The 23571-nt window shown below is 67.8% G+C and carries 22 protein-coding genes; 9 read left to right on the plus strand and 13 right to left on the minus strand.

Annotated features, from left to right (window positions below; all coding sequences use genetic code 11):
- Positions 1–20 precede the first annotated feature (20 nt).
- From CFB45_RS04395 to CFB45_RS04415, 5 genes are all read left to right on the plus strand, one after another.
- The gene (locus tag CFB45_RS04395) at positions 21–1097 is read left to right on the plus strand and encodes a glycosyltransferase family 4 protein (RefSeq protein ID WP_089424674.1); all 1077 of its coding nucleotides are present in this window, start codon (positions 21–23) and stop codon (positions 1095–1097) included.
- Positions 1094–2284: a glycosyltransferase gene (locus CFB45_RS04400; protein ID WP_089424675.1), complete on the plus strand. Its 1191-nt coding sequence runs from the start codon at positions 1094–1096 to the stop codon at positions 2282–2284. Before CFB45_RS04395 ends, CFB45_RS04400 begins: the two co-directional genes overlap by 4 nt.
- 322 nt (positions 2285–2606) lie before the next feature.
- On the plus strand, positions 2607–3572 hold the full coding sequence (locus CFB45_RS04405; RefSeq protein WP_089425859.1) for a UDP-glucose 4-epimerase family protein: 966 nt from the start codon (positions 2607–2609) through the stop codon (positions 3570–3572).
- Positions 3573–3578: 6 nt separating this feature from the next.
- On the plus strand, positions 3579–4595 hold the full coding sequence (locus CFB45_RS04410; RefSeq protein ID WP_089424676.1) for an MraY family glycosyltransferase: 1017 nt from the start codon (positions 3579–3581) through the stop codon (positions 4593–4595).
- Between the two features lie 12 nt (positions 4596–4607).
- Entirely contained in the window at positions 4608–6491 is a 1884-nt protein-coding gene (locus CFB45_RS04415; protein WP_089424677.1) for a polysaccharide biosynthesis protein, read from the plus strand.
- An 82-nt stretch (positions 6492–6573) separates the two neighbouring features.
- Here the strand turns inward: CFB45_RS04415 and CFB45_RS04420 are convergent, their stop codons facing one another.
- Genes CFB45_RS04420 through CFB45_RS04440 form a run of 5 tightly spaced genes read right to left on the minus strand, consistent with a single transcriptional unit; the run spans position 6574 to position 12011 of the window.
- Positions 6574–7680: an MraY family glycosyltransferase gene (locus CFB45_RS04420; RefSeq protein WP_089424678.1), complete on the minus strand. Its 1107-nt coding sequence runs from the start codon at positions 7678–7680 to the stop codon at positions 6574–6576.
- Positions 7681–7707: 27 nt separating this feature from the next.
- Positions 7708–8730 (minus strand): UDP-glucose 4-epimerase GalE, encoded by a 1023-nt coding sequence (gene galE, locus CFB45_RS04425; protein ID WP_089424679.1) that lies wholly within the window; start codon positions 8728–8730, stop codon positions 7708–7710.
- 15 nt (positions 8731–8745) lie between these two features.
- Positions 8746–9882, minus strand: a complete 1137-nt coding sequence (locus CFB45_RS04430) for a glycosyltransferase family 4 protein (RefSeq protein ID WP_089424680.1) — start codon at positions 9880–9882, stop codon at positions 8746–8748.
- A 51-nt stretch (positions 9883–9933) separates the two neighbouring features.
- Positions 9934–10758, minus strand: coding sequence for a glycosyltransferase (locus CFB45_RS04435; protein WP_089424681.1), 825 nt, complete (start codon positions 10756–10758; stop codon positions 9934–9936).
- Positions 10755–12011, minus strand: a complete 1257-nt coding sequence (locus CFB45_RS04440) for a lipopolysaccharide biosynthesis protein (RefSeq protein WP_089424682.1) — start codon at positions 12009–12011, stop codon at positions 10755–10757. The genes CFB45_RS04435 and CFB45_RS04440 overlap by 4 nt, the downstream gene beginning before the upstream one ends.
- Positions 12012–12273: 262 nt before the next feature.
- Here CFB45_RS04440 and CFB45_RS04450 point away from each other — a divergent pair, with 262 nt between their 5' ends.
- From CFB45_RS04450 to waaA, 4 genes are all read left to right on the plus strand, one after another.
- Entirely contained in the window at positions 12274–13668 is a 1395-nt protein-coding gene (locus CFB45_RS04450) for a phosphomannomutase/phosphoglucomutase (protein ID WP_089424683.1), read from the plus strand.
- A gap of 174 nt (positions 13669–13842) precedes the next feature.
- Positions 13843–14838, plus strand: coding sequence for a lipopolysaccharide heptosyltransferase I (gene waaC / locus CFB45_RS04455; protein WP_089424684.1), 996 nt, complete (start codon positions 13843–13845; stop codon positions 14836–14838).
- Between the two features lie 34 nt (positions 14839–14872).
- Positions 14873–15757 (plus strand): Kdo hydroxylase family protein, encoded by an 885-nt coding sequence (locus CFB45_RS04460; protein WP_089424685.1) that lies wholly within the window; start codon positions 14873–14875, stop codon positions 15755–15757.
- Positions 15758–15794: 37 nt separating this feature from the next.
- Positions 15795–17150, plus strand: a complete 1356-nt coding sequence (gene waaA / locus CFB45_RS04465) for a lipid IV(A) 3-deoxy-D-manno-octulosonic acid transferase (protein ID WP_089424686.1) — start codon at positions 15795–15797, stop codon at positions 17148–17150.
- A 66-nt stretch (positions 17151–17216) separates the two neighbouring features.
- Here the strand turns inward: waaA and ureG are convergent, their stop codons facing one another.
- From ureG to urtE, 8 genes are all read right to left on the minus strand, one after another.
- Positions 17217–17864 (minus strand): urease accessory protein UreG, encoded by a 648-nt coding sequence (ureG, locus tag CFB45_RS04470; protein ID WP_046196649.1) that lies wholly within the window; start codon positions 17862–17864, stop codon positions 17217–17219.
- A 17-nt stretch (positions 17865–17881) separates the two neighbouring features.
- A complete protein-coding gene (locus CFB45_RS04475) occupies positions 17882–18562 on the minus strand; it encodes an urease accessory protein UreF (RefSeq protein ID WP_089424687.1) in 681 nt (226 codons plus the stop codon).
- Positions 18549–19184 carry an urease accessory protein UreE gene (gene ureE / locus CFB45_RS04480; RefSeq protein WP_089424688.1) on the minus strand — a complete coding sequence of 212 codons (636 nt, stop codon included), beginning with the start codon at positions 19182–19184 and terminating at the stop codon, positions 18549–18551. The genes CFB45_RS04475 and ureE overlap by 14 nt, the downstream gene beginning before the upstream one ends.
- Before the next feature lie 22 nt (positions 19185–19206).
- Positions 19207–20913 (minus strand): urease subunit alpha, encoded by a 1707-nt coding sequence (gene ureC / locus CFB45_RS04485; protein ID WP_089424689.1) that lies wholly within the window; start codon positions 20911–20913, stop codon positions 19207–19209.
- Between the two features lie 28 nt (positions 20914–20941).
- Complete coding sequence (locus CFB45_RS04490; RefSeq protein WP_046545089.1) at positions 20942–21247, minus strand: urease subunit beta; 306 nt, start codon at positions 21245–21247, stop codon at positions 20942–20944.
- 8 nt (positions 21248–21255) lie between these two features.
- The gene (gene ureA / locus CFB45_RS04495; protein WP_006406310.1) at positions 21256–21558 is read right to left on the minus strand and encodes an urease subunit gamma; all 303 of its coding nucleotides are present in this window, start codon (positions 21556–21558) and stop codon (positions 21256–21258) included.
- A 236-nt stretch (positions 21559–21794) separates the two neighbouring features.
- On the minus strand, positions 21795–22670 hold the full coding sequence (locus CFB45_RS04500) for an urease accessory protein UreD (RefSeq protein WP_089424690.1): 876 nt from the start codon (positions 22668–22670) through the stop codon (positions 21795–21797).
- Positions 22671–22878: 208 nt separating this feature from the next.
- Positions 22879–23571, minus strand: coding sequence for an urea ABC transporter ATP-binding subunit UrtE (gene urtE, locus CFB45_RS04505; RefSeq protein ID WP_047851116.1), 693 nt, complete (start codon positions 23569–23571; stop codon positions 22879–22881).

Genomic DNA, 23571 nt, shown 5'->3' on the forward strand with positions numbered 1-23571 from the left:
TTCGCTTCGAGGAGCGTCGCGTGAAGTTGGGGGTGGATATCACCTGGATGGTGGGCAATTACCGCGGCATGGGGCGCTACGCGCGACAACTGGTGGAGCCGGTCAGCGCGTCGGTGCTGGGCCTCGGTCCCAGCGGCGTGCATGCGGACGACTGGCCGTGCGTCAGCGCAGGGCGCGGCTTCTTCCCATGGTGGGAGCAGGTCGAGTTGCCGCGCCGGTGCCGTGAACAGAAGCTCGACTATTTGCTGTGTCCGTACAACACGGGGCCGTTGCAATCCACCGGCAACACGCGGATCGTCGCGGTCGTCCATGACCTGATCTACCTGAAGCCCTGGAATGTGCTGCCGCCGGCGCGATCGCTGTATCAGACCGCCGGGCGCATCTATCGTCGCCAGGTGGTGCCGAGGCTCGTGCGTCGGGCCGACGCCGTGTTGACGATCTCTCGGTTCACGCAGCGGGAGCTGATGGAGCGGTTCGGGTTGCGTGAGGCGGACGTCCCCGTCATTCCGTGCATGATTGCGGATGACTGGTTCGCGCCGCCGGTGAGTCAGGTTGCGCGCGAGCCTTACTTGTTCACGGTCGCGGGGGAGGCGCCGAGCAAGAACGTCGATCGGCTGTTACAGGCCTTTGCCGTGGCGCGCCCCGCACTCGGTGACGATGCACGGCTGAGGATCGCAGGGATCAAGTCCGACCATCACACCCATTTCCTCGCACGGGCGGACGCACTCGGGCTGACGGGCGTCGTCGAACTGCTTGGCTATGTGTCGCGGGAGGAGTTGCGCGAGCATTACCGCCGAGCCCGCGCATTCATTTTTGCGTCGTTGTTCGAAGGGTTCGGAATTCCGTTGCTGGAGGCGATGGCCTCGGGTACGCCCGTCGCGTGCAGCAACACGACGTCGATGCCCGAGATCGCTGGTGAGTGCGGCCTGCAGTTCGATCCCTATTCGGTGGAAGACATGGCGGAACAGATCCGCAGGGTGTGGGACGACAGCACGCGATTCGACGTGGCGGCCGGTGCCGGGATGGACCGCGCACGCACCTTCTCAGCATCGGCCGTTCGTCCTTCGATTCAGGATTTCTGGGCGCGTCTGTCATGAGCCAGAACAGGAAGAAGCTGCTGGTGCTGACGCCCCGGTTTCCGTATCCGGTAATCGGCGGCGACAAGCTGCGGATCTATCACCTCTGCCGCGTATTGTCCCGCCATTACTCGCTGACGCTGCTGAGTCTGTGCGAGAGCGACGAAGAGATGCACGCCGCGTTACCCGACGATGGCGTGTTCGACCGGGTCGAACGGGTCTTGCTGTCCCGTCGGCGATCCTACATCAACACGCTGCTCGCGCTGCCCACGCGCACGCCGCTGCAGGTGGCGTACTACCGGAGTCGCGCATTTGCGGCGGCCGTATCGCGATTGCTGCCGTCGCACGACGGCGCATTCGTGCATCTCGTGCGCTGCGCGGAGTATGTCCGCCGGTCGGACAAGCCGCGCATCCTGGAAATGACCGATGCGATCTCGCTCAACTACAGCCGCGTGAAGCAGTTGAAGAAAGCGCGCGGGTTGAAGTCGCGCGTGTTCGGCATCGAGGCGAGGCGCCTGCTCGACTACGAGCGCACGATCGTCGACGATTTCGACCTGTCGGTGCTGGTTTCCAGGACCGACCGCGATTACCTGTTTCCCGGCGCGTCCGCCGGGAAGGTGATGGTGTGCTCGAACGGCGTTGATCTGTCGAACTTGCCGTATACCGCACGCAGCATGGCGAGCCGCATCCTGGTTTTCATCGGCGACATGCGCACCGTCCAGAACCAGGACATGTGCCACTTTTTCGCCGAAGCGGTGCTGCCGTTGCTGCGCAAGCGTGCCGACTATCGCTTCCGGATCGTGGGGTCCATCGCCCCCGCGCTGGCCGAGCAGTTTCGCGCGTACGACGGCGTCGACGTGACCGGCCGGGTCGAGTCAGTCGCGCAGGCCGCGGCCGACGGCGCGATCGGCGTGTGCCCGATGCGCATCGGCGCCGGCGTGCAGAACAAGATTCTCGAGTACATGGCGCTCGGGTTGCCTGTCGTCACCACGTCGCTCGGGTACGAGGGCTTGGGCGCGGAAAGTGGCCGGGATCTGCTGATCGCCGATACGCCGGGAGAATTCGTCAGTCGTATCGAGCGGCTCGTCGCCGACGAGCCCGCGGCGGTCGAGATGGCTGAGCACGCGCGCGCCTTCGTCGAGCGCGAGCACGGATGGGAGCGGATGATTGCGCCGCTCGTTGACCGCATCGGTGCGTTGCTGGCCTGAAGGAAGGCCCGTCCGCTTTGCGCGCTACCGCGCGAGACGGGCGGCCCCGGTTTGGTTGTGGCGCGGCGGCAAGGTTACAATGGCCGCGCAGGCACGATATGCCCCCGGATGCCAGCCGGGCGGCGCCGATCGATGACGGCGCCAGCGATCGGCCTTCTCCCTGTCTTCGAGATCCTGACGTGTTCGTTTTCGTCCCCCTTGCAGTTCCCCCGTGCCGGTCGTGCGCGGTTAGTCGTGCGCATTGGCAGGCGTTGCCTGCGTGCGCCATCCGAGGTTGCACACCGCTTCGCCGAGCCGTCAGCCCGCAAGGCCGGAGATGGCGATGACTCATCTCGTCATCACCGGCGCGAATGGTTTCGTCGGCCGGGCAGTCTGCCGCCGCGCGCTGGCAGCCGGGCATACGGTGACCGCACTGGTACGGCGCCCCGGTGGCTGCATCGACGGCGTGCACGAGTGGGTGCACGCCACCGCCGATTTCGACGGCCTGGACGAAGGCTGGCCGGAAGGTCTGGCCGCCGATTGCGTGATCCATCTCGCCGCCCGCGTGCACGTGATGCGCGACGAGTCGCCCGACCCCGATGCCGCGTTCGACGCCACTAACGTCGCTGGTACCTTGCGTCTCGCGCAGGCGGCACGCAATCACGGCGTACGCCGCGTCGTGTTCGCGAGCAGCATCAAGGCGGTCGGCGAGGGCGACGGTGGTGTGCCATTGTCGGAAGCGACCGAACCCGATCCGCAGGATGCTTACGGCCGTTCGAAACTGCGCGCGGAGCGGCAACTCGTGCAGTTCGGTGCGTCGGCAGGGCTCGACGTTGTCGTCGTGCGACCGCCGCTCGTCTACGGGCCGACCGTCCGTGCCAATTTCCTGAGGATGCTGGACGCGGTCGCGCGTGGGATGCCGTTGCCGCTCGGAGCCGTGTCGGCGCGGCGCAGCATCGTATTCGTCGAAAACCTTGCCGACGCGCTGCTGCACTGCGCCATCGATCCGCGCGCGGCCGGCGAATGCTTCCATGTTGCCGACGACGACGCGCCGTCGGTCGCGGACCTGTTGCGCCTCGTCGGCGATGCGCTCGGCAAGCCGGCACGCCTGCTTGCGGTGCCGCCGGCCCTGCTGCGCGTGGCTGGCAAGCTGACCGGCCGCAGTGCGGCCGTCGATCGCCTGACGGGCAGCCTGCAGCTCGACACGGGCCGGATCAGGCGCGTGCTCGACTGGCAGCCGCCCTATACGACCCGCCAGGGCCTCGAAGCGACCGCCGCATGGTATCGTTCGCGCGATACACGAAAATAAGGCCACATGCTTCTCGCGAACCCCACCTGGCTCACCGCAGCTGCGGTGGCCCTGGCCGCCGCACTCGCTTCGACGACGATTCTTCGTACGTTGCTTGCCACCGGCCTGGCCTGGCGCCTCGCAACCGATATTCCGAACGACCGTTCGCTCCATACGCTGCCGACCCCACGCGTCGGCGGATGGGGCATCGTGCCGGTGTGCGTTGTCGCATTGCTGGCGCTCACGCCGCGACTGTGGCTGATTGCCGCCGCCGCCGCAGGGCTGGCCGCCATGTCGCAGATCGACGACCGGCGCGGGCTGCCGGCCCGCGTGCGGTTCTCGGCGCACCTTGCGGCAGTCGTCGCGCTGATCGTCGTGTTTCCGGCCGACGCGCCTTGGTGGCTGCTCGCCGGCGTGGGTTTCGCGATGGTCTGGCTGACGAACCTGTACAACTTCATGGATGGCGCCGACGGCCTTGCGGGCGGCATGGCGCTGTTCGGCTTCGGCGGATACGCGGTCGCGGCGCTCGATGGCGTCCATGCGTCGCCCGATCTTGTCGTGGCTGGCGCGGCGGTTGCCGGTGCGGCGTTGGGTTTCCTGCTGCTCAACTTTCATCCGGCACGGCTGTTTCTCGGCGATGCCGGCTCGATTCCGCTCGGATTCCTGGCTGGCGCGCTGGGCTACTGGGGCTGGCGTACCAACGCCTGGCCGATCTGGTTTCCCGCGATGGTGTTCGCTCCCTTTATCGTTGACGCATCTGTAACACTTTTGAGACGTCTGTTACGCGGAGAAAAGTTCTGGCAAGCGCACCGTGAGCACTATTATCAAAGGATGGTTCGATCGGGCGTCAGTCACGGTCGGACCGCTCTATATTGGTACCTCATCATGCTCGCGGGCATAATTCTCGCCGTGTGGGCAAAGGGCCGCCCCGAACTGCAGCAGTGGCTGTCGTTCTTCGCTTGGTACGGCGTCCTGGCATGCTTCGGATGGTTGATCGACATGCGTTGGCGCCGGTTCCAGGCAGCCGCCGAAAACAACTCTTGAGGTTTCCTGCCGATGTTGCGATCCAAAGCATCGTGGCTGTCGCTGAGTGCTTTCCTGTTCGACCTGACGGCGGTCATCGCCGCGTGGCTGTTCGCTTATCTCGTTCGTTTCAATGGCAGCGTTCCGCATGATTTCCTGAGCGGTGCGCTGATGGCGCTCACGTGGGTGCTGCCCGTCTACGCGCTGATGTTTCGCGGGTTCGGCCTGTATCGCGGGCTGTGGGTGTTCGCGAGCCTGCCCGACCTGATGCGTATCGCGAAGGCGGTGGTCGGCGGCGGTGTGATCGTGATGATCGGCGCCGTGATGTTCCAGCCGCAGCCAATCATTCCGCGCTCGGTGCTGCTCGTGTCGCCCCTGATGCTGTTCCTCGCGATGGGCGGCGCACGCGCGCTGTATCGCGCGACGAAGGAGTATTACCTGTACGGCGGGCTCGTCGGGAAGGGCAAGCCGGTGCTGGTGCTCGGTGCCGGTACGGCCGGCGCGAGCCTCGCGCGCGAACTGTCGCGTTCCGGCGAATGGCGCCTCGTCGGCCTGCTCGACGACGACGTCGTAAAACAGGGCCGCGAAATCTACGGCCACAAGGTGCTGGGCTCGTTCAACGACCTCAAGCACTGGACCGACGCAATGAAGGTCGAATACGCGATCATCGCGATTCCATCGGCGTCCGTCGAGACGCAGCGTCGCGTCGCGACGCTGTGCGTGCGGGCCGGCGTGAAGGCGATGGTGCTGCCGTCGCTGACCGCGCTGATGCCAGGGCAGGGCTTCCTGTCGCAGGTGCGAAACATCGATCTCGAGGATCTGCTCGGCCGCGATGCCGTGACGATCGACACGCCGCACGTCGAGGCGCTGCTGCGCGGCCGCGTCGTGATGGTGACCGGCGCGGGCGGGTCGATCGGCTCCGAGCTCTGCCGGCAGATCCTGCGCTTCGCGCCCGCGCAACTCGTCGCGTTCGACCTGTCCGAGTATGCGATGTACCGGCTGACCGAGGAGTTGCACGAGCGCTTCCCGGATCTCCCGGTCGTGCCGATCATCGGCGATGCGAAGGATTCGCTGCTGCTCGACCAGGTGATGTCGCGTCATGCGCCGCACATCGTGTTCCACGCGGCCGCCTACAAGCACGTGCCGCTGATGGAGGAGCACAACGCGTGGCAGGCGTTGCGCAACAATGTGCTCGGCACCTATCGCGTGGCCCGCGCGGCGATCCGCCACGATGTGCGTCACTTCGTGCTGATCTCGACCGACAAGGCCGTCAATCCGACCAACGTGATGGGCGCGAGCAAGCGCTTGGCCGAAATGGCCTGCCAGGCGTTGCAGCAGACGAGCGGGCGCACGCAGTTCGAGACGGTGCGCTTCGGTAACGTGCTCGGCAGCGCGGGCAGTGTGATCCCGAAGTTCCAGCAGCAGATCGCGAAGGGCGGCCCGGTCACGGTCACGCACCCGGAGATCACGCGCTTCTTCATGACGATTCCGGAAGCGTCGCAGCTGGTGCTGCAGGCGTCGAGCATGGGGCATGGCGGCGAGATCTTCATTCTCGACATGGGCGAGCCGGTGAAGATCGTCGATCTGGCGTGCGACCTGATCCGCCTGTACGGTTTCTCGGAAGAGCAGATCCGGATCGAGTTCACCGGGCTGCGGCCCGGCGAGAAGCTCTACGAGGAGTTGCTGGCGGACGACGAGGCGACGACGCGCACGCCGCATCCGAAGCTGCGGATCGCGCGTGCGCGGGAAGTGCCGGACAATTTCCTCGACGAGCTGCTGCCGTGGCTGATGCAGCATCGTGTGCTGCCCGATGACGAAGTGCGGCGCGACCTGCGGCGCTGGGTGCCGGAATACCAGACGGCCGTAGCTCCCGTGTTGCAGAGTGTCCCGTCGGTGCGTGCCGCATCGAACGGGTGATACCGTCCCGGGTAGTGAACAGAGCCGCAAGACGAAAAAAGCGCCCCGCGGGGCGCTTTTTTCATGCCGGGCCGAGAACGGCTCAGCGACTGGGCCGGTGCTTGCGCACCACCATCCACCTCGGCGCGCGGAACCGCACGATGCTGAGGTACAACCACACGTAAGTCAGCGCGAACAGCACGACGAACACGAACAGGTGCACCGTGTGCCGCCAGAACAGCGTCGCGGGTATCACCGCGACGAGGCACAGCAGCCACAGGTACGGCGACGTCAGCGAATTGCGGCGCGTCAGGTCGTGCGCGTGCTTCGTGCCGACGGCCCAGCGCATCAGCCGCTTGTACACGAGCATGTGCAGGTGCACGCCGTCCGGAATCCCGGGCGACATCCCGCGGATGAACTTCTTCCGGTAGATCGAAAAGCAGGTCTCGAAGATCGGGTACATGAACAGCAGCACCGGGTACCACGCGGACACCTCGCGGTTGCGCATCACGAGCATGATCGCGAGTTCGGCGAGCATAAAGCCGATGAAATACGCGCCGCCGTCGCCGAGGAAGATCAGCCCGGCCGGGAAATTCCACAGGAAGAAGCCGAGCACGGCGCCCATCATGATGATCGAAGCGGACATCACGACCGGATCGTTCACATGGAACGCGACATACGCGAGCGATGCGAACATCATGAAGCTGACCATCGACGCGAGCCCGTTGAAGCCGTCGATGATGTTGATCGCGTTCGCGAGCGCCGCGACCGCCAGCACCGTGATGAACGCCGAAATGACCACGTAGCCGAGCAGGAAGTCGAGCGGCGGCACGCTGATGCGCTTGACCGCGATGCCCAGCAGCCAGAACGCCAGCGCGGCCGCACCCATCGTGCAGAGCAGCCGCGCGCGCGGCGACACGCGCTTGGTCAGATCCTCGACGAGGCCTGACAGGAACGCCGGCATTCCGCAGGCAACGATCCCGAGAATGCTGCCGGCGATCGTCGGATAGCGCCGGGACAGGATCAGCGCGGCAATGACGACGCCCGCGAGGATCCCGATGCCCCCGACCCGCGGCACGGGCCGCACGTGGAATTTCTGCACGCCGGCCAGGTCGCTGTCGATCGAGAATTTCTCGTGAAGGTGCGCATAGCGCACGATGAACAGCGTGACGAGCAGGGAGACGATGAAGCCGGACGCGAAGCTGAGCATGGGATCGCTCGAAAAATGGACAGCGGATTATACAAAACCGCGCGGGTTGCCCTCCTGCCATCGCCAGTGGTCGGCACACATTTCTTCGATGCCGAGCGTTGCGCGCCAGCCGATGATGTCGGCCGCGGCCTGCGGGTTCGCGTAGCACTCGGCGATGTCTCCCGGGCGGCGCGCGACGAGCTCGTACGGCACCGGGCGGCCCGATGCCTTCTCGAACGCACGCACGACTTCCAGCACGCTGTAGCCCTGGCCCGTGCCGAGGTTCACGACGAAGCTCGCGTCGCGCTTCGCGAGCGCGTCGAGCGCGGCGATGTGCCCCTTCGCGAGATCGACGACGTGGATGTAGTCGCGCACGCCGGTGCCGTCCGGCGTCGGGTAGTCGGAGCCGAACACGCGCAGCTTTTCCAGCTTGCCGACCGCAACCTGTGCGACGTACGGCATCAGGTTGTTCGGGATGCCGGCCGGATCCTCGCCGATCAGCCCGCTCGCGTGCGCGCCGACCGGGTTGAAGTAGCGCAGCGTCGCGATCCGCCACGTCGGGTCCGAGACTTCGAGATCGCGCAGGATCTGCTCGGCGATCAGCTTCGACTGGCCATACGGGTTCGTCGCGGACAGCGGGAACGATTCGTCGATCGGCGAGCGCTCGGGCACGCCGTATACGGTCGCGGACGAGCTGAACACGAACTGCCTGACGTTGCGCTCGCGCATCACCTTGAGCACGGCGAGCAGGCCGCCGATGTTGTTCTGGTAGTACTCGAGCGGCTTCGCGACCGATTCGCCGACGGCCTTGAGCGCCGCGAAATGGATCGTGCCGGTGATCGGGTGTGCATCGAATACCTTGGCGAGCGCGGCTTCGTCGCACACGTCGACCTGATGGAACGCGGGCGTCTTGCCCGTGATCCGCTCGATGCGGCGCACGGATTCGGCCTTGCTGTTGACGAGGTTGTCGACGATCACGACGTCGTAGCCGTTGTCGAGCAGCTCGACGGCCGTGTGCGAGCCGATGTAGCCCGCGCCGCCGGTGACGAGGATGGTGCCTTTAGCGGTCATTGCAGATGCGCTCCTTCAGAGTGTGAATCCGGTCAACGAATGGATGGTCTCCCGATAGCGCTCGACGACCTGTTGCTCGTCGAACTCCGCCGCAACCTTTTGCCGGCCGCGTGCGCCCATCGCTGCCCGGCCTTCCGGTCCGAGCGCGATCATGCGATTCAGTTGCTCCGCGAGGCTCGCGCTGTCGCGCACGCGGCACAGGAAGCCCGTGTCGCCGTCGGCGACGACGTCGCGGCAGCCCGGCACGTCGGTCGCGACGATCGGGCGGCCCATCGCCGACGCTTCCATCAGCGTGCGCGGCACGCCTTCGCGGTACGACGGCAGCACGACGCAGTCGGCCGCCGCGATATGCGGGCGCACGTCGTGCGCTTCGCCGAGATACTCGATCACGCCTTCGCCGGCCCACGCATCGACATCCGCGCGGCCGATCGCGCTTGGATTGTCGACGCCGAGCGGCCCGAGCAGTTGGAAGCGCGCGTTCGGGAAGCGCGCGCGCACGATGCGCGCGGCCTCCACGTATTCGCGCACGCCCTTGTCCCACAGCAGCCGCCCGATCAGGATGAAGACGGGCGCGTCGCCGGCGGGCAGCGGCACGGGCGCGAACTGTTCGAGATCGACGCCTTCGCCGTGCAGCAGCCGCGCGCGATCGGGATGCGCAAGCAACTGTTCGTCGGTGAAGGTCGCGAGATCGTCGCGGTTCAGGAACCACACTTCACGCGGGAAGCGGAACGCAAACCGGTACAGGCGCTTCGCGACGCTTGCCGCTCGGCTCTTCTGGATGAAAACGTAGCCGAGCCCGGTCGTCACCGCGATCGACGGCACGCGCGCGAGCCACGCGGCGACCGAGCCGTAGATGTTCGGCTTGATCGTGTAATGGAACACGAGATCGGGCTTCAGCGCACGGTAGTGACGCACCAGTGCTGCGAGCGTGCCGAGATCCTCGCGCGGGCTCGTGCCTTTCGAGGCGACCGCGAGCGCCACGTAGCGGCAGCCCATCTGCTCGAGCAAGGGCACCGTGCGGTCGTGCGGCGCAATGACGATGACCTCGGCGCCGCGCGCGACGAGCGCACGGATCAGCCCGTGGCGATACGTGTAGATCGCCCAGGCCGTGTTGCAGACGAGCGCGATGCGCAGCGGGGAGGTGACGGACATGAAAAAAAGAATAAATAAAGCGTCGAAATTGCCGAAAGGGCCGGATGCGCGTCAGGCGGACGGCCGCGCGGCGAACAGCGTCTGCTTGATCCGCTGCAACGTGCGATACGGCGTCACGAAATGCAGCAGGTTCTTGGCGAGGCCGGCCCAGTCGTACGGGTTCAGCGCGTTGAAGTGGCTCAGCAGCAGCGTGAGCGTCGACACCAGCTGGCGCCGGCGCTTGGTCGCACTGATCCCGCCCTCGTTCAATTCGTAATAGAGGCCGAGTTCCGGCAGGTTCGCGCAATCGTAGCGTTGCATTAACCGTAAAAAAAGATCGAGATCCTCGGCCGCACGGTATTTCGCCCGATAGTTCCCCACTTCCCGCACGGCGTCGATGCGCAGCATCACCGACGGATGCACGAGCGGCGAGCGCAGGAAGCGCGTGCGGCGCAGCGTGCGCGGATCCGCGGGCGGGGTCAGCATGAAGCGCGGCTCGCCGGCGCGGGACACGACTTGCGTCCACATGCCGACGCAGGCCACGCGCGGGTGGGCGCCGAGATACGCGCGCTCCTTCGCGAGGCGCTGCGGCGCGGCGAGATCGCCCGCGTCGATGCGCGCGGCATAGCGGAAGCCGCGCGCGGCGAGCGCGTCGATGCCGGCCGCGAGCGCACGCTCGATGCCGCCGTTCTGCGGCATGCGCAGCACGTCGATCATGAGGCCGGGCAGGTCGGGCGCGACGATCGGCGGCGCGCTGCCGTCATCGACGATCAGCACGTGCACGGGCGTGTCCTCGCGAAACGATGCGAGGGTCCGAACGACGTCGTCGTGCCCGTTGTAGGCCGGCATCAGCACGGCCACGTCGTCGAGCGGGGTCGGGCAATCAGGGGACGTCATGGTCGCAGCTTGAAACGGATGTAATAAAAATTGACGGCGGCGGCGGCCAGGTAGCCGGCCGCCAGCCCGACGAGCGCGCCGTACAGGCCGAGCCGCGGGATCGCGAACAGGTTGACGAGCGCCGCGATCGCGAGCGCGAGCAGCCATTTCGACAGCAACACGAATTTTGCTTGATATTTGAGAACGATAAGATTGCCTATCGCCTCGATGCCGGCGGGCACCGACAGCCAGACCGCCCAGCGGAAGATGTCGACCGAGGCTTCGTAGCCGTGGCCGAACACCTTGCCGACGATCAGCGGGGCGGCGGCGTCGAGCACGAGCGCGCCGGCCGTCATCAGGCCGGCCGTCATCGCGATCAGCCGGACGATGTTGCGGCGCAGCCGCGCGATGTCCTGCACGCGGTAGACGAAGGCGGGCGCGATCGTCTGCGCGAGCATCAGCGCGAGCGTGATCCAGTTCTCGTTGAGCTGCTGCGCGGCCGAGTAGCGGCCGAGATCGGCGAACGAGACGTGACGCTCGAGCATCAGGCGGTCGAGCTTCAGGAACAGGTACATGCAGATGAGGCCGAGCCAGAACACGGTGCCGGCCGTTGCAAAGTGCCTGAACAGCGGTTTGTCGAACGTCCAGCCGAGCGCGCCGCCGTTACGATGCCGGTAGTACAGCAGCAGCGCGAAGCCGATGGCGGCCGCTTCGAGCGCCCACAGCCACGCGAAGCGGGCGGGGCCCGCGGCCGCGCGGACCAGCAGCCAGACGAGCAGCGCCTTCACCAGCGCGGTGACCATGCTGGTGACGAGCTGCGGCTTGCTGTAGGTCATGCTCTGCAGCCACGCGTTGATGACGCCGACGAGCGGCTCGCGGAACACCATCGTGACCGCGAGGCCCGCGAGCATCGCGCCGACCAGCGGATCGAAGGCGCCCGCGGCGATCGCGATCCAGGTCGCGACGAGCGCGGCGACGGAGACGGCGATGCGCAGCGCGAATGCGCTGCCGAGCACCGCGCCGAGCTGGGCGGGCGGGCGCTGGACGATGGTCGGGACGAGGATTTCCGCGCCGCACACCCAGGTGAGCGGCGCCAGTACGAGGAGGAGCGTATTCGCATACTGCCATTTGCCGAACACATCTGGCCCGAAATAACGGGCCAGCAGGCCGCTGATCGCGATCGCGACGCCGATCTGCGTGAGCCGTTCGAGCCCCAGCCAGACGAGATTCGCGACGGCCTTCGCGACGTCCGGGTTGCCGAAGCGCTTCAGCATGCGCGGCAGCGGCGTGCGCGCGAGGCGGCCGGCAGGGCGCCCGGGGGCTGCAGGTTGGCGGCGACGGGGCGGCTAGGCATTAAAATGGGCGGTATGCGCGTCATCAAAACCCGCGATTATAAGTGGGATCGGGGTCGCTCCCGCCGTTCCGCGCCAGCGGTTTCACGCCGTGCCGGGCCGCATGTATCATGCGCGGCACCGGCGAGCGGCGGCCAGGCAAGCCAGACATTTTTCCATGCACGCAACTGAGAGAAGAGAATCGATGATCTCCCAATCCATCTTCAAGGCATATGACATTCGTGGCGTGGTCGGCAAGACGCTCGACAACGACACCGCGCGCGGGATCGGCCGGGCATTCGGCAGCGAAGTGCGTGCGCAGGGCGGCGATGCGGTCGTCGTCGCGCGCGACGGCCGCCTGTCCGGGCCGGACCTCGTCGGCGCGCTGGCCGACGGCCTGCGTGCGGCGGGCGTCGACGTCGTCGACGTCGGCATGGTGCCCACGCCGGTCGGCTATTTCGCGGCGAACGTCCCGCTCGCGCTGAAGGGCGGCGAGCGCCGCGTCGATTCGTGCATCGTCGTCACGGGCAGCCACAACCCGCCCGACTACAACGGCTTCAAGATGGTGCTGCGCGGCGCCGCGATCTACGGCGAGCAGATCCAGGCGCTGTACCAGCGCATCGTCGACGAGCGTTTCGAGACGGGCAACGGCTCGTACGAACAGTTCGACGTGGCCGATCAATACATCGCGCGCATCGTCGGCGACATCAAGCCGGCCCGCCCGATGAAGCTCGTCGTCGACGCCGGCAACGGCGTGGCCGGCCCGCTGGCGACGCGCCTGTTCAAGGCGCTCGGCTGCGAGCTCGTCGAGCGCTTCACCGACATCGACGGCACGTTCCCGAACCACCACCCGGATCCCGCCCATCCGGAAAACCTGCAGGACGTGATCCAGGCGCTGAAGGACACCGACGCCGAGATCGGCTTCGCGTTCGACGGCGACGGCGACCGCCTCGGCGTCGTCACGAAGGACGGCCAGATCATCTATCCGGACCGCCAGCTGATGCTGTTCGCGGAAGAAGTGCTGTCGCGCAACCCGGGCGCGCAGATCATCTACGACGTGAAGTGCACGCGCCACCTCGCGCAATGGGTGAAGTCGAAGGGCGGCGAGCCGCTGATGTGGAAGACGGGCCACTCGCTCGTGAAGGCGAAGCTGCGCGAGACGGGTGCGCCCCTCGCCGGTGAAATGAGCGGCCACGTGTTCTTCAAGGATCGCTGGTACGGCTTCGACGACGGTCTCTACACGGGCGCGCGCCTGCTCGAGATCCTCGCGAAGACGGCCGATCCGAGCGCGCTGCTGAACGGGCTGCCGGACGCGATGAGCACGCCCGAACTGCAGCTGTGGCTCGACGAAGGCGAGAACTTCCGCCTGATCGACAAGCTGCAGAAAGAGGCGAAGTTCGATGGCGCCGAGGAAGTCGTGACGATCGACGGCCTGCGTGTCGAGTACCCGGACGGCTTCGGCCTCGCGCGTTCGTCGAACACGACGCCGGTCGTCGTGATGCGTTTCGAGTCGGAGACGCAGGAGGGGCTCAAGCGCATCCAGGAGGATTTCCGCCGCGTGCTGACGGCCGCGAAGCCGGACGTCAAGCTGCCGTTCTGAGCGTGGGCGGCCTCGGGCCGCCACCGGCGCGGCGATGAGTCCGATCGTCGCGCCATCCCCGAAAAGCGGCGCACGCCACACGCGTGCGGCCGCTTTTTGTCTGTCTGGCCCCCCGGGCGAGATAAAATCCCCCCTTTCTGCTTGTCGCCGGCTGCCTGCCGGCGTTTTTTCAGCGTGCAAAAGATCCTGATCGTGCGCGTGTCGTCGCTGGGCGACGTCGTGCACAACATGCCGGTGATCGCCGATATCCGGCGCCGCCACCCCGATGCGCAGATCGACTGGCTCGTCGAGGAAAGCTTCGTCGACCTGGTCAAGCTCGTCGACGGCGTGCGCAACGTGCTGCCGTTCTCGCTGCGTCGCTGGCGCAAGAAGCCGTTCTCGGGCGCCACGTGGCGCGAGATCCGCGCGTTCCGCCAGCGCCTCGCGGCCGAGCAGTACGACCTCGTGATCGACTGCCAGGGCCTCATCAAGACGGCCTGGGTCGCCAGCTGGGCGCGCGGCCCGCTCGTCGGGCTCGGCAACCGCACCGATGGCGCCGGCTACGAGTGGCCCGTGCGCTTCTTCTATCGCAAGCGCGTGCCGATCGCGCCGCGCACGCACGTCGTCGAGCGCTCGCGGCAACTCGTCGCGGCCGCGCTGGGCGACCCGGCGCCGACGCCGGCCGATCCGGTCGAGTTCGGCCTCGATACGCGCGCGGCGGCGCTCGCGGTGGCCGGGCTCGGGCTGAACCTGCCGGTGCCGTACGTGGTATTCGTTCATGCGACGTCGCGTGCCGACAAGCAGTGGCCGGACGCCGCGTGGATCGAGCTCGGCCAGGCGCTCGTGCGGCGCGGCGCGTCGCTCGTGCTGCCGTGGGGCAACGACGCGGAGCGCGCGACCAGCGAGCGCCTGGCGCAGGCGTTCGGCGCGGCGGCGATCGTGCCGCCGAAGCTGTCGCTGCCGGCCGTGGTCGGCCTGATCGACGGCGCGGATGCGATCGTCGGGGTTGATACAGGTCTGGTTCACATCGCGGCCGCGCTGAAGCGTCCGACGGTCGAACTGTACAATTTCGCGACGGCCTGGCGGACCGGCGGCTACTGGTCGCCGAACGTCGTCAATCTCGGCACGGCGGGGCAGTCCCCGTCGATCGCGCAGGTGAAGTCGGCGCTCGCGGGCTTCGGTCTCCTGTAACGCAGTCACACGCGCGAACCCACGCGAACCGAACATGAGCGAATCCCAGATCATCGAAGTCCCGTCCGCCGACTGGAGCGGACACAACCTGTCGGCGCCGCGCGAGCAGCTGCTGGCCGCCGTCGAGGAAGGCAAGGTGCTGTATTTTCCGCACCTGCGCTTCGCGATCGAAGGCGGCGAGGAAGCGCTGCTCGATCCGGCGCTCGCCGACCCGAAACGCAAGAACATCAGCCTCGCGCCGAACGGCGGCGCGCTCGCCGGCGTGCTCGGCGACAGCGTCACGCAGTCGGCGGTGCGCGCGCTCGTCGCGCGCTTCCAGCAGCAGGCCGGCACCCTCGTCGACGGCCTCTTTCCCGAATACCGCGGCAAGCTGCGCGTCGCGCCGACGAGCCTGCGGCTGCTGCAGGTCGAGACGCGCCAGACGTCGTGGCGCAAGGACGACAGCCGGCTGCACGTCGACGCGTTCCCGTCGCGGCCCAATTACGGCGAGCGCATCCTGCGCGTGTTCACGAACGTGAACCCGGCCGGCGTGCCGCGCGTGTGGCGCGTCGGCGAGCCGTTCGAGGACGTCGCGAAGCGCTTCCTGCCGCACATCAAGCCGCAGTTGCCGGGCGCCGCGTGGCTGCTGAACCTGCTGCACGTGACGAAGTCGCCGCGCAGCGCGTACGACCACCTGATGCTGAACCTGCACGACAGCATGAAGGCCGATCTCGACTACCAGAAGACGAGCCCGCAGGAGACGATGCCGTTTCCGCCGGGCTGCGTGTGGATATGTTTCTCCGATCAGACTTCGCACGCTGTGATGTCCGGCCAGTTCATGCTCGAACAGACCTTCTTCCTGCCGGTCGACGCGATGGTGCGCCGCGAATGCGCGCCGCTCGGCATCCTCGAACGCCTGACGGGCAGGGCGCTGGTTTGAGCGCGCATTTTCGTCGAAGCAAGACAAGGGACGCGGCATGCTGAGGGTGATCTATCGCGCGCTGTGGTGGCTCGTCGCCCCGATCGCCGTCATCCGGCTATACGTGCGCTCGCGCAAGGAGCGCGGCTATCGCGAACACATCGGCGAACGCTTCGGCCACGTGGCCGGCCGCTCGCGCGACGACCGTGCGCCGCTGATCTGGGTGCACGCGGTATCGGTCGGCGAGACGCGCGCGGCGCAGCCGCTGATCGACGCGCTGATGCACGCGCGCCCCGATGCGCGCATCCTGCTCACGCACATGACGCCGAGCGGCCGCGCGACCGGCGAACAGATCTTCGGCGATCGCGTGCTGCGCTGCTACCTGCCGTACGACATGCCCGGCGCGGTGCGACGTTTCCTGCACGCGTGGCGGCCGACGCTCGGCCTCGTGATGGAAACCGAGGTGTGGCCGACGCTGATCGACGAGTGCCGCCGTGCGGACGTGCCGCTGGTGCTGACCAATGCGCGCATGTCCGCGCGTTCGTTCCGGCGGGCATCGAAGTTCGGCGCGGCGACGCACGACGTGTTCGGCGGCTTCTCGCGCGTGCTCGCGCAGAGCCCGGCCGATGCGGAGCGGCTGACGTCGCTCGGCGCGCGCAACGTGACCGTGCTCGGCAACCTGAAGTTCGACATGACGACGCCCCCGGAGCTCGCGGCGCGCGGCCATGCGTGGCGCGAGGCGATCGGCACGCGGCCCGTGTGGGTGGCCGCGAGCACGCGCGAGAACGAGGAAGCGCTGGTGCTCGACGCATTCGCGGCGATGCGCACGCCCGGCGCGCTGCTGGTGCTCGTGCCGCGTCATCCGCAGCGTTTCGCCGAGGTCGAGGCGCTCGTCGAGCGCAGCGGCCTCAAGTGCGTGCGACGCTCGGTGTGGGCGGCCGACAAGGCCGCGCTCGCGTCCGGCCGGCCGGCGGCCGAGCCGTTGCCGGACGACGTGGCGGTGCTGCTCGGCGATTCGATGGGTGAGCTCGGCGCGTATTACGCGGCGGCCGACATCGCGTTCATCGGCGGCAGCCTGCTGCCGCTCGGCGGCCAGAACCTGATCGAGGCATGCGCGGTCGGCGTGCCGGTGCTGATCGGCAAGCACGTGTTCAACTTCACGCAGGCGACCGCCGACGCGGTCGCGGCTGGTGCGGCGCTGCAGGTCGAGGATCCGCTCGATCTCGCGCACGTGCTCGATGCGCTGTTCGCCGACAAGGCGCGGCGCATCGCGATGGGCGCGGCGGGCGCGGCGTTCGCATCGCGGCACCGCGGCGCGACCGCGCGCACGGTCGACGTGCTCGCGGCACTGTTGCCGCCCGCCGAACGCGGCGGGCGCGCGCTGCAGGACACGCAGGACCCTTCCGACGACTAGGCGAAGGCGGCGCAATGCCGCCATGAGCAGGCGTGGCGGCACCGGATGATGATGCCGCCGCGTCGCTCAGACCGTCAGCAAACCCTTCTTCTCGATGAACGCGATCACGTCCGCGACGCCTTCGAGCGCCTTCAGGTTCGTCATCACGTAAGGCCGCTCGCCGCGCATCTTCTTCGTGTCGGACGCCATCACGTCGAGGTTCGCGCCGACCAGCGGCGCGAGATCCGTCTTGTTGATCACGAGCAGGTCGGACTTCGTGATGCCCGGGCCGCCCTTGCGCGGAATCTTCTCGCCGCCCGCGACGTCGATCACGTAGATCGTCAGGTCCGACAGCTCGGGGCTGAAGGTCGCCGCGAGATTGTCGCCGCCCGATTCGATGAACACGATGTCGGCGTCGGGAAAGCGCGACAGCATCCGGTCGACGGCCTCGAGGTTGATCGACGCATCCTCGCGGATCGCCGTGTGCGGGCAGCCGCCCGTCTCGACGCCCATGATGCGCTCCTCGGGCAGCGCGCCCGCGACCGTCAGCAGCCGCTGGTCTTCCTTCGTATAGATGTCATTGGTGATCGCGACGAGGTCGTATTTGTCGCGCATCGCCTTGCACAGCATTTCGAGCAGCGTGGTCTTGCCGGAGCCGACGGGGCCGCCGATGCCGACGCGCAGCGGCGGCAGTTTCTTCGTGCGGCGGGCGGAGGAGGGAGCAGGTGCGTTCATGGCGGGTAGCGTCGGGTTCAGGAGCGGAACAACCGCGAATACTGGGTTTCGTGCCGCGCGGACAGGATGCCGAGCTGCGGCGCGAACGTGTTGACGGCGTCGGGCGGCGTCGCGAGCGCGCGGCGCACGGCCGCGTCGATCGCGCCGCGCAGCGCGACGATGATGCGTTGCCCGGCGAGCTGGCCGAGCGGCACGGCCTTCAGCGCGGCGGACGTCTGGTTCTCGACCCAGCCGAATGCGTACGCGGCGAGTACCGCGTCGGCACTCGCGTCGTGAGCGGCGGCCGCGTACGCGAACGCGGTGGGCAGCGCGATCGGCGCAATCGCCGCGAGCGTCGCGCGGCGCGCGCCATCGCCCCATTCGAGCGACGCGCAGAGCTGCGCGAGCGACCAGCCCATCTGTTCGGTTTCACGGCGCAGTTCCGCCGATTCGCGGCTCGCGATGAACCACGCATTCTCGGCCGCGAGCGCCGGCGCGTCGTGTGCGTGCCAGCGCGCGAGTTGATGCGCGAGGAACGGCAGCTCGCCGTGCGCGAGCACGTCGGTCAGGCCGCTCGCGATCCAGTCGCGCGCGCTTTCGGCGTCGTGAATCAGGTTCGCGTCGAGCGCCGCTTCGAGCCCCTGCGAATAGCTGAACGCGCCGATCGGCAACGCCGGCGATGCAAGGTGCAGCAGCGCGACGAGTTCAGTGGTGGTCATGGCCGTGGCCGTGCGCGCAACCGGGACCATGCTGATGGTCGTGGTCGTGGTCGTGGTCGTGGTCGTGGTCGTGGTCGTGGTCGTGCGAATGGGAATGCGCGTGGCCGTGATGCTCGCCGAACACCTGCTGCGCGAGCGCGTAGTCCTCGGCGAAGGTCGCGTCGTGCCCGTGCTTGTGGCCGCCGCCGTACGCGCCGGCTTCCGGCTGGAACGGCGCAAGGGTCTCCTCGACCTGCGTGCCGAGCCGGCGCAGCATGTCCGTGAGCACTGGGTCGGCTTCGAGCTTCAGGTAGCCGTCGCCGATCTCGACCGGCGTGTGACGGTTGCCGAGGTGGTACGCGGCGCGCATCAGCGTGAGCGGGTCGGCCGCGCGCACGCGCAGCACGGTCTCGGGCGCCGCGGCGACGCGCACGAGCGCGCCGTCGTCGGCGACGAGCACGTCGCCGTCGCGCAGGATCGTGCCGCGCGGCAGCAGGACCGCGACGTCCTCGCCGGTGTCGAGCGTCGCCGCGAGGCGGCTCTTGCAGCGGGCGTCATAGGCGAGCGTGAGCGTCGGCGCGCGCGCGACGAGCGACGCGGCGAGTTTCACGTTCGGGGCAATGCGTTTGTCGAGGGTGCGCATGAATCGAAAGCCGGCAATCAGGTCAGAACAGGAAATAGCGCTGCGCCATCGGCAGCACCGTGGCCGGCTCGCAGGTGAGCAACTGGCCGTCGGCGATCACGTCGTAGGTTTCGGGGTCGACGCTGATCGACGGGCGCCACGCGTTGTGGATCATGTCGGCTTTCGTCACGTTGCGGCAGTTGCGCACCGGCACGATCTGCTTCGCGAGCCCGTAGCGTTCCGCGATGCCCGCGTCGGCGGCCATCTGCGACACGAAGGTCAGCGACGTGCGCGCGAGCGCACCGCCGCGGGTGGCGAACATCTCGCGATAGTGGACCGGCTGCGGCGTGGGAATCGACGCGTTCGGGTCGCCCATCTGCGCCATCGCGATCATCCCGCCCTTCAGGATCATCGTCGGCTTGATCCCGAAGAACGCCGGCTCCCACAGCACGAGGTCGGCCCACTTGCCGGGCTCGATCGAGCCAACTTCATGCGCGATGCCGTGCGTGAGCGCCGGGTTGATCGTGTACTTCGCGACGTAGCGCTTCGCGCGGAAGTTGTCGTTGCGCGTGCCGTCTTCCGGCAGCGCGCCGCGCTGCACCTTCATCTTGTGCGCGGTCTGCCAGGTGCGGATGATCACTTCGCCGACGCGGCCCATCGCCTGCGAATCGGACGACAGCATCGACAGCGCGCCGAGATCGTGCAGGATGTCCTCGGCCGCGATCGTCTCGCGGCGGATCCGCGATTCGGCGAACGCGAGATCCTCGGCGATCGACGGATCGAGGTGGTGGCACACCATCAGCATGTCGAGATGCTCGTCGAGCGTGTTGATCGTGTACGGGCGCGTCGGGTTGGTCGACGACGGCAGCACGTTCGACTCGCCGCACACCTTCAGGATGTCGGGCGCATGACCGCCGCCCGCGCCTTCGGTGTGGTACGTGTGGATCGTGCGGCCCTTGAACGCGGCGACCGTCGATTCGACGAAGCCGCCTTCGTTCAGCGTGTCGGTGTGGATCGCGACCTGCGTGTCGGTGTCGTCGGCGACGGACAGGCAGTTGTCGATCGCGGCGGGCGTCGTGCCCCAGTCCTCGTGCAGCTTCAGCCCGATCGCGCCGGCGGCGATCTGCTCGACGAGCGGCTGCGGCAGGCTCGCATTGCCCTTGCCGAGAAAGCCGAGGTTGATCGGCCAGCCGTCGGCGGCCTGCAGCATCCGCTCCATGTGCCACGGGCCCGGCGTGCAGGTCGTCGCGTTGGTGCCGGTGGCCGGCCCGGTGCCGCCGCCGAGCATCGTCGTGACGCCCGACGCGAGCGCCTCGTCGATCTGCTGCGGGCTGATGAAGTGGATGTGCGTGTCGATGCCGCCGGCCGTCACGATCAGCCCTTCGCCGGCGATCACCTCGGTCGCGGCGCCGATCGCGATCGTCACGCCCGGCTGGATGTCCGGGTTGCCGGCCTTGCCGATCGCGGCGATGCGGCCGTGCTTGATCGCGATGTCGGCCTTCACGATGCCCCAGTGATCGAGGATCACCGCGTTCGTGATGATCGTGTCGGGCACGTCGGCGGCCACGCGCTGCGACTGGCCCATCCCGTCGCGGATCACTTTCCCGCCGCCGAATTTCACTTCCTCGCCGTAGGTCGTGAAGTCGCGTTCGATCTCGATCAGCAGTTCGGTATCGGCGAGCCGGACGCGGTCGCCCGTCGTCGGCCCGAACATTTCCGCGTACGCGCGGCGGCTCAAGCGTAGTGTCATGTGCTGTTCCTGAAGAGCGGGGCGCGGCTTAGAGCGGCCCCATCACCTTGCCCTGAAAACCGTAGACGGCACGATCGCCCGCGAGCGCGACCAGCTCGACGGTGCGCGTCTGGCCCGGCTCGAAGCGCACGGCGGTGCCGGCCGCGATGTTCAGGCGAAAGCCGCGCGCGGCCGCGCGATCGAACGACAGTGCGTCGTTGACTTCGAAGAAGTGGTAGTGCGAGCCGACCTGCACCGGGCGGTCGCCGGTGTTCGCGACGACGAGCGTCAGCGTCGCGCGGCCCGCGTTCAGTTCGTGTTCGCCGTCGTCGGTGAGGATTTCGCCGGGGATCATGCGGGGCCTCACGGAATCGGGTGATGGACGGTCACGAGTTTCGTGCCGTCGGGGAAGGTCGCCTCGACCTGGATGTCGGGAATCATCTCCGGCACGCCGTCCATCACGTCGTCGCGCGTGAGCAGCGTCGTGCCGTAGTGCATCACCTCGGCGACCGTCTTGCCGTCGCGCGCGGCTTCCATCAGCGCGGCGGTGATGAAGGCGACCGCCTCCGGATAGTTGAGCTTCAGGCCGCGTGCGCGACGGCGCTCGGCCAGCAGCGCCGCCGTGAAGATCAGCAGCTTGTCCTTCTCGCGGGGAGTCAGTTTCATGAAGGCAAACGTTCAGGAAAACGTAATTGTTATCGGTGCGTGCGCAACGGGGCGAACGCGCGGTTCATCGTAGCACCGCGCTGTTTTGCGTGCGTCGTGTATCGGTTATGTAAGGAGCAAGGCGCGTGCCATGTGCATGGAACGCAGTGCGATGCGCGCTTGTGGTGCGCGATGCATGGGCAACGTGCAGCATCCGCCGCGACGCTGCGCCGAAACGGTGCGTGGTATGACCGCGCTCAGGTTTGCCAGAGACGCAGCGGCCGTGCGTCGACACCGTGCACGATCGGCCGCAGGTGCAGCCAGCAGTCGGTGAAGTGGCGTTGCAGCGCTTCCATCGACGTCGACAGCGCGCGGATCAGCACGACACCCGGCGTCACGCAAGTCGCGCCCGCACGCAGCGTGGCATCGAACGGCGTCCGCGCGGCGAGCGATTCGGCGAGCGCGGCGTCGCACGCGGCGCCGGCGGCCCACAGCGTGCCGTACGCGGGAAAGCCGGCGAGACCCTGCAGCGCGCCGCGCAGCGGGTCGTGCGCATCGAGCAGCGCGCGCTCGGTCCACAGCGGCCGGCCGTCGGCATCGACGAGCGCCGAAGTCGACGCGATGCGGCCCGCCGACCAGGTTTCGCCGGCCGCCTGCCGGCCGAGCTGCGTCGCGTCCCAGCCGATCGCGCTGGCGCGCGCGCCGAGCTTGACCGTGAAATCGAGCGACGCATGCGCCGCGTCGAAGAACAGGTTGTTCTGCGGCAGCCAGTCGAGCTTCGCGTGTTCGCCCACCGTGATGCCGATGCGCTGCGTCGCGTCCAGCCCGTTCGACTTGTACCACTTGGTCGCGCCGGGCGTGGTCAGCACCGCGTGCGTGCCGTCGCCGAGCGTGATGTCGATGTCGAGCCGGTCGCCGCCCGCGACGCCGCCCGGCGGGTGGACGATCACCGCGTGGCAGATCGCATCGCCTTCCGGATACAGCGGCCGCTGCACGCGCAGCGGGCCGTCGTGCAGCCGGTGCGCGAGCGTCGTGCGCGCGCCGTGCCGCTCGAAGCCGAGTTCGAGGCGGCCGCGCCACGACTTGGCGACGGCGGGGCGGGACAGCGGGGCGTGGGAATCGGGGGCGGACATCGGCGGGAAGCAGGGGACGGGCGCGGAGAACGAGGATGCTACCGCAACAATATACGCTTCGGTACCCGCGCTGCAGCGCGGGGTAACGCGCGATCTCGCGCCGAGCCGCTTCGCCGGCGTGCGCCTGACATGCGCTGTTCGACGAGATGCCGAAGCGATGGCCGGAATCGACGGACGGAAGCGATGCCACTCCGAGCCGCCTTTCCCGTTACACCGCGATCAGCTCGCGCACGCCGTTCGCTTCCATCTCGTGCGCGTCGCCGCCCGCGACGATCTCGCCGCGGCTCATCACCCAGTAGCGGTCGGCGATCGATTGGGCGAAATCGTAATACTGTTCGACGAGCAGCACGGTCATCTTCGATTCGTCGACGAGCTGGCGCAGCGTGCGGCCGATGTCCTGGATGATCGACGGCTGGATGCCTTCGGTCGGCTCGTCGAGGATCAGCAGCTGCGGCTCGCTCATCAGCGCGCGGCCGATCGCGAGCTGCTGCTGCTGGCCGCCCGACAGGTCGCCGCCGCGTCGCGCGCGCATGTCCTTCAGCACCGGGAACAGGTCGTAGATGCGGTCGGGCACCTTGGACGGCGCCTTGCGGCTCGCGGCGCCGACGAGCAGGTTCTCCTCGACGGTCAGCCGCGGAAAGATGTCGCGGCCCTGCGGCACGTAGGCGAGCCCGGCCGCGACGCGCGCATACGGCGGCATCGCGCCGAGCGCCGTGCCGCGCCACGACACGCTGCCGCTCTTCGCGGCGACGACGCCCATCAGGCAGCGCAGCAGCGTGCTCTTGCCGACGCCGTTGCGGCCGAGCAGCACGGTGAGCTTGCCGTCGTCGGCGGCGAGGCTCACGTTGCGCAGGATATGGCTGCCGCCGTAGTACTGGTTCAGTGCATCGATCTTCAGCAT

Origin of the sequence: Burkholderia sp. HI2500, assembly GCF_002223055.1 — a bacterium.
Classification (GTDB): Bacteria; Pseudomonadota; Gammaproteobacteria; order Burkholderiales; family Burkholderiaceae; genus Burkholderia.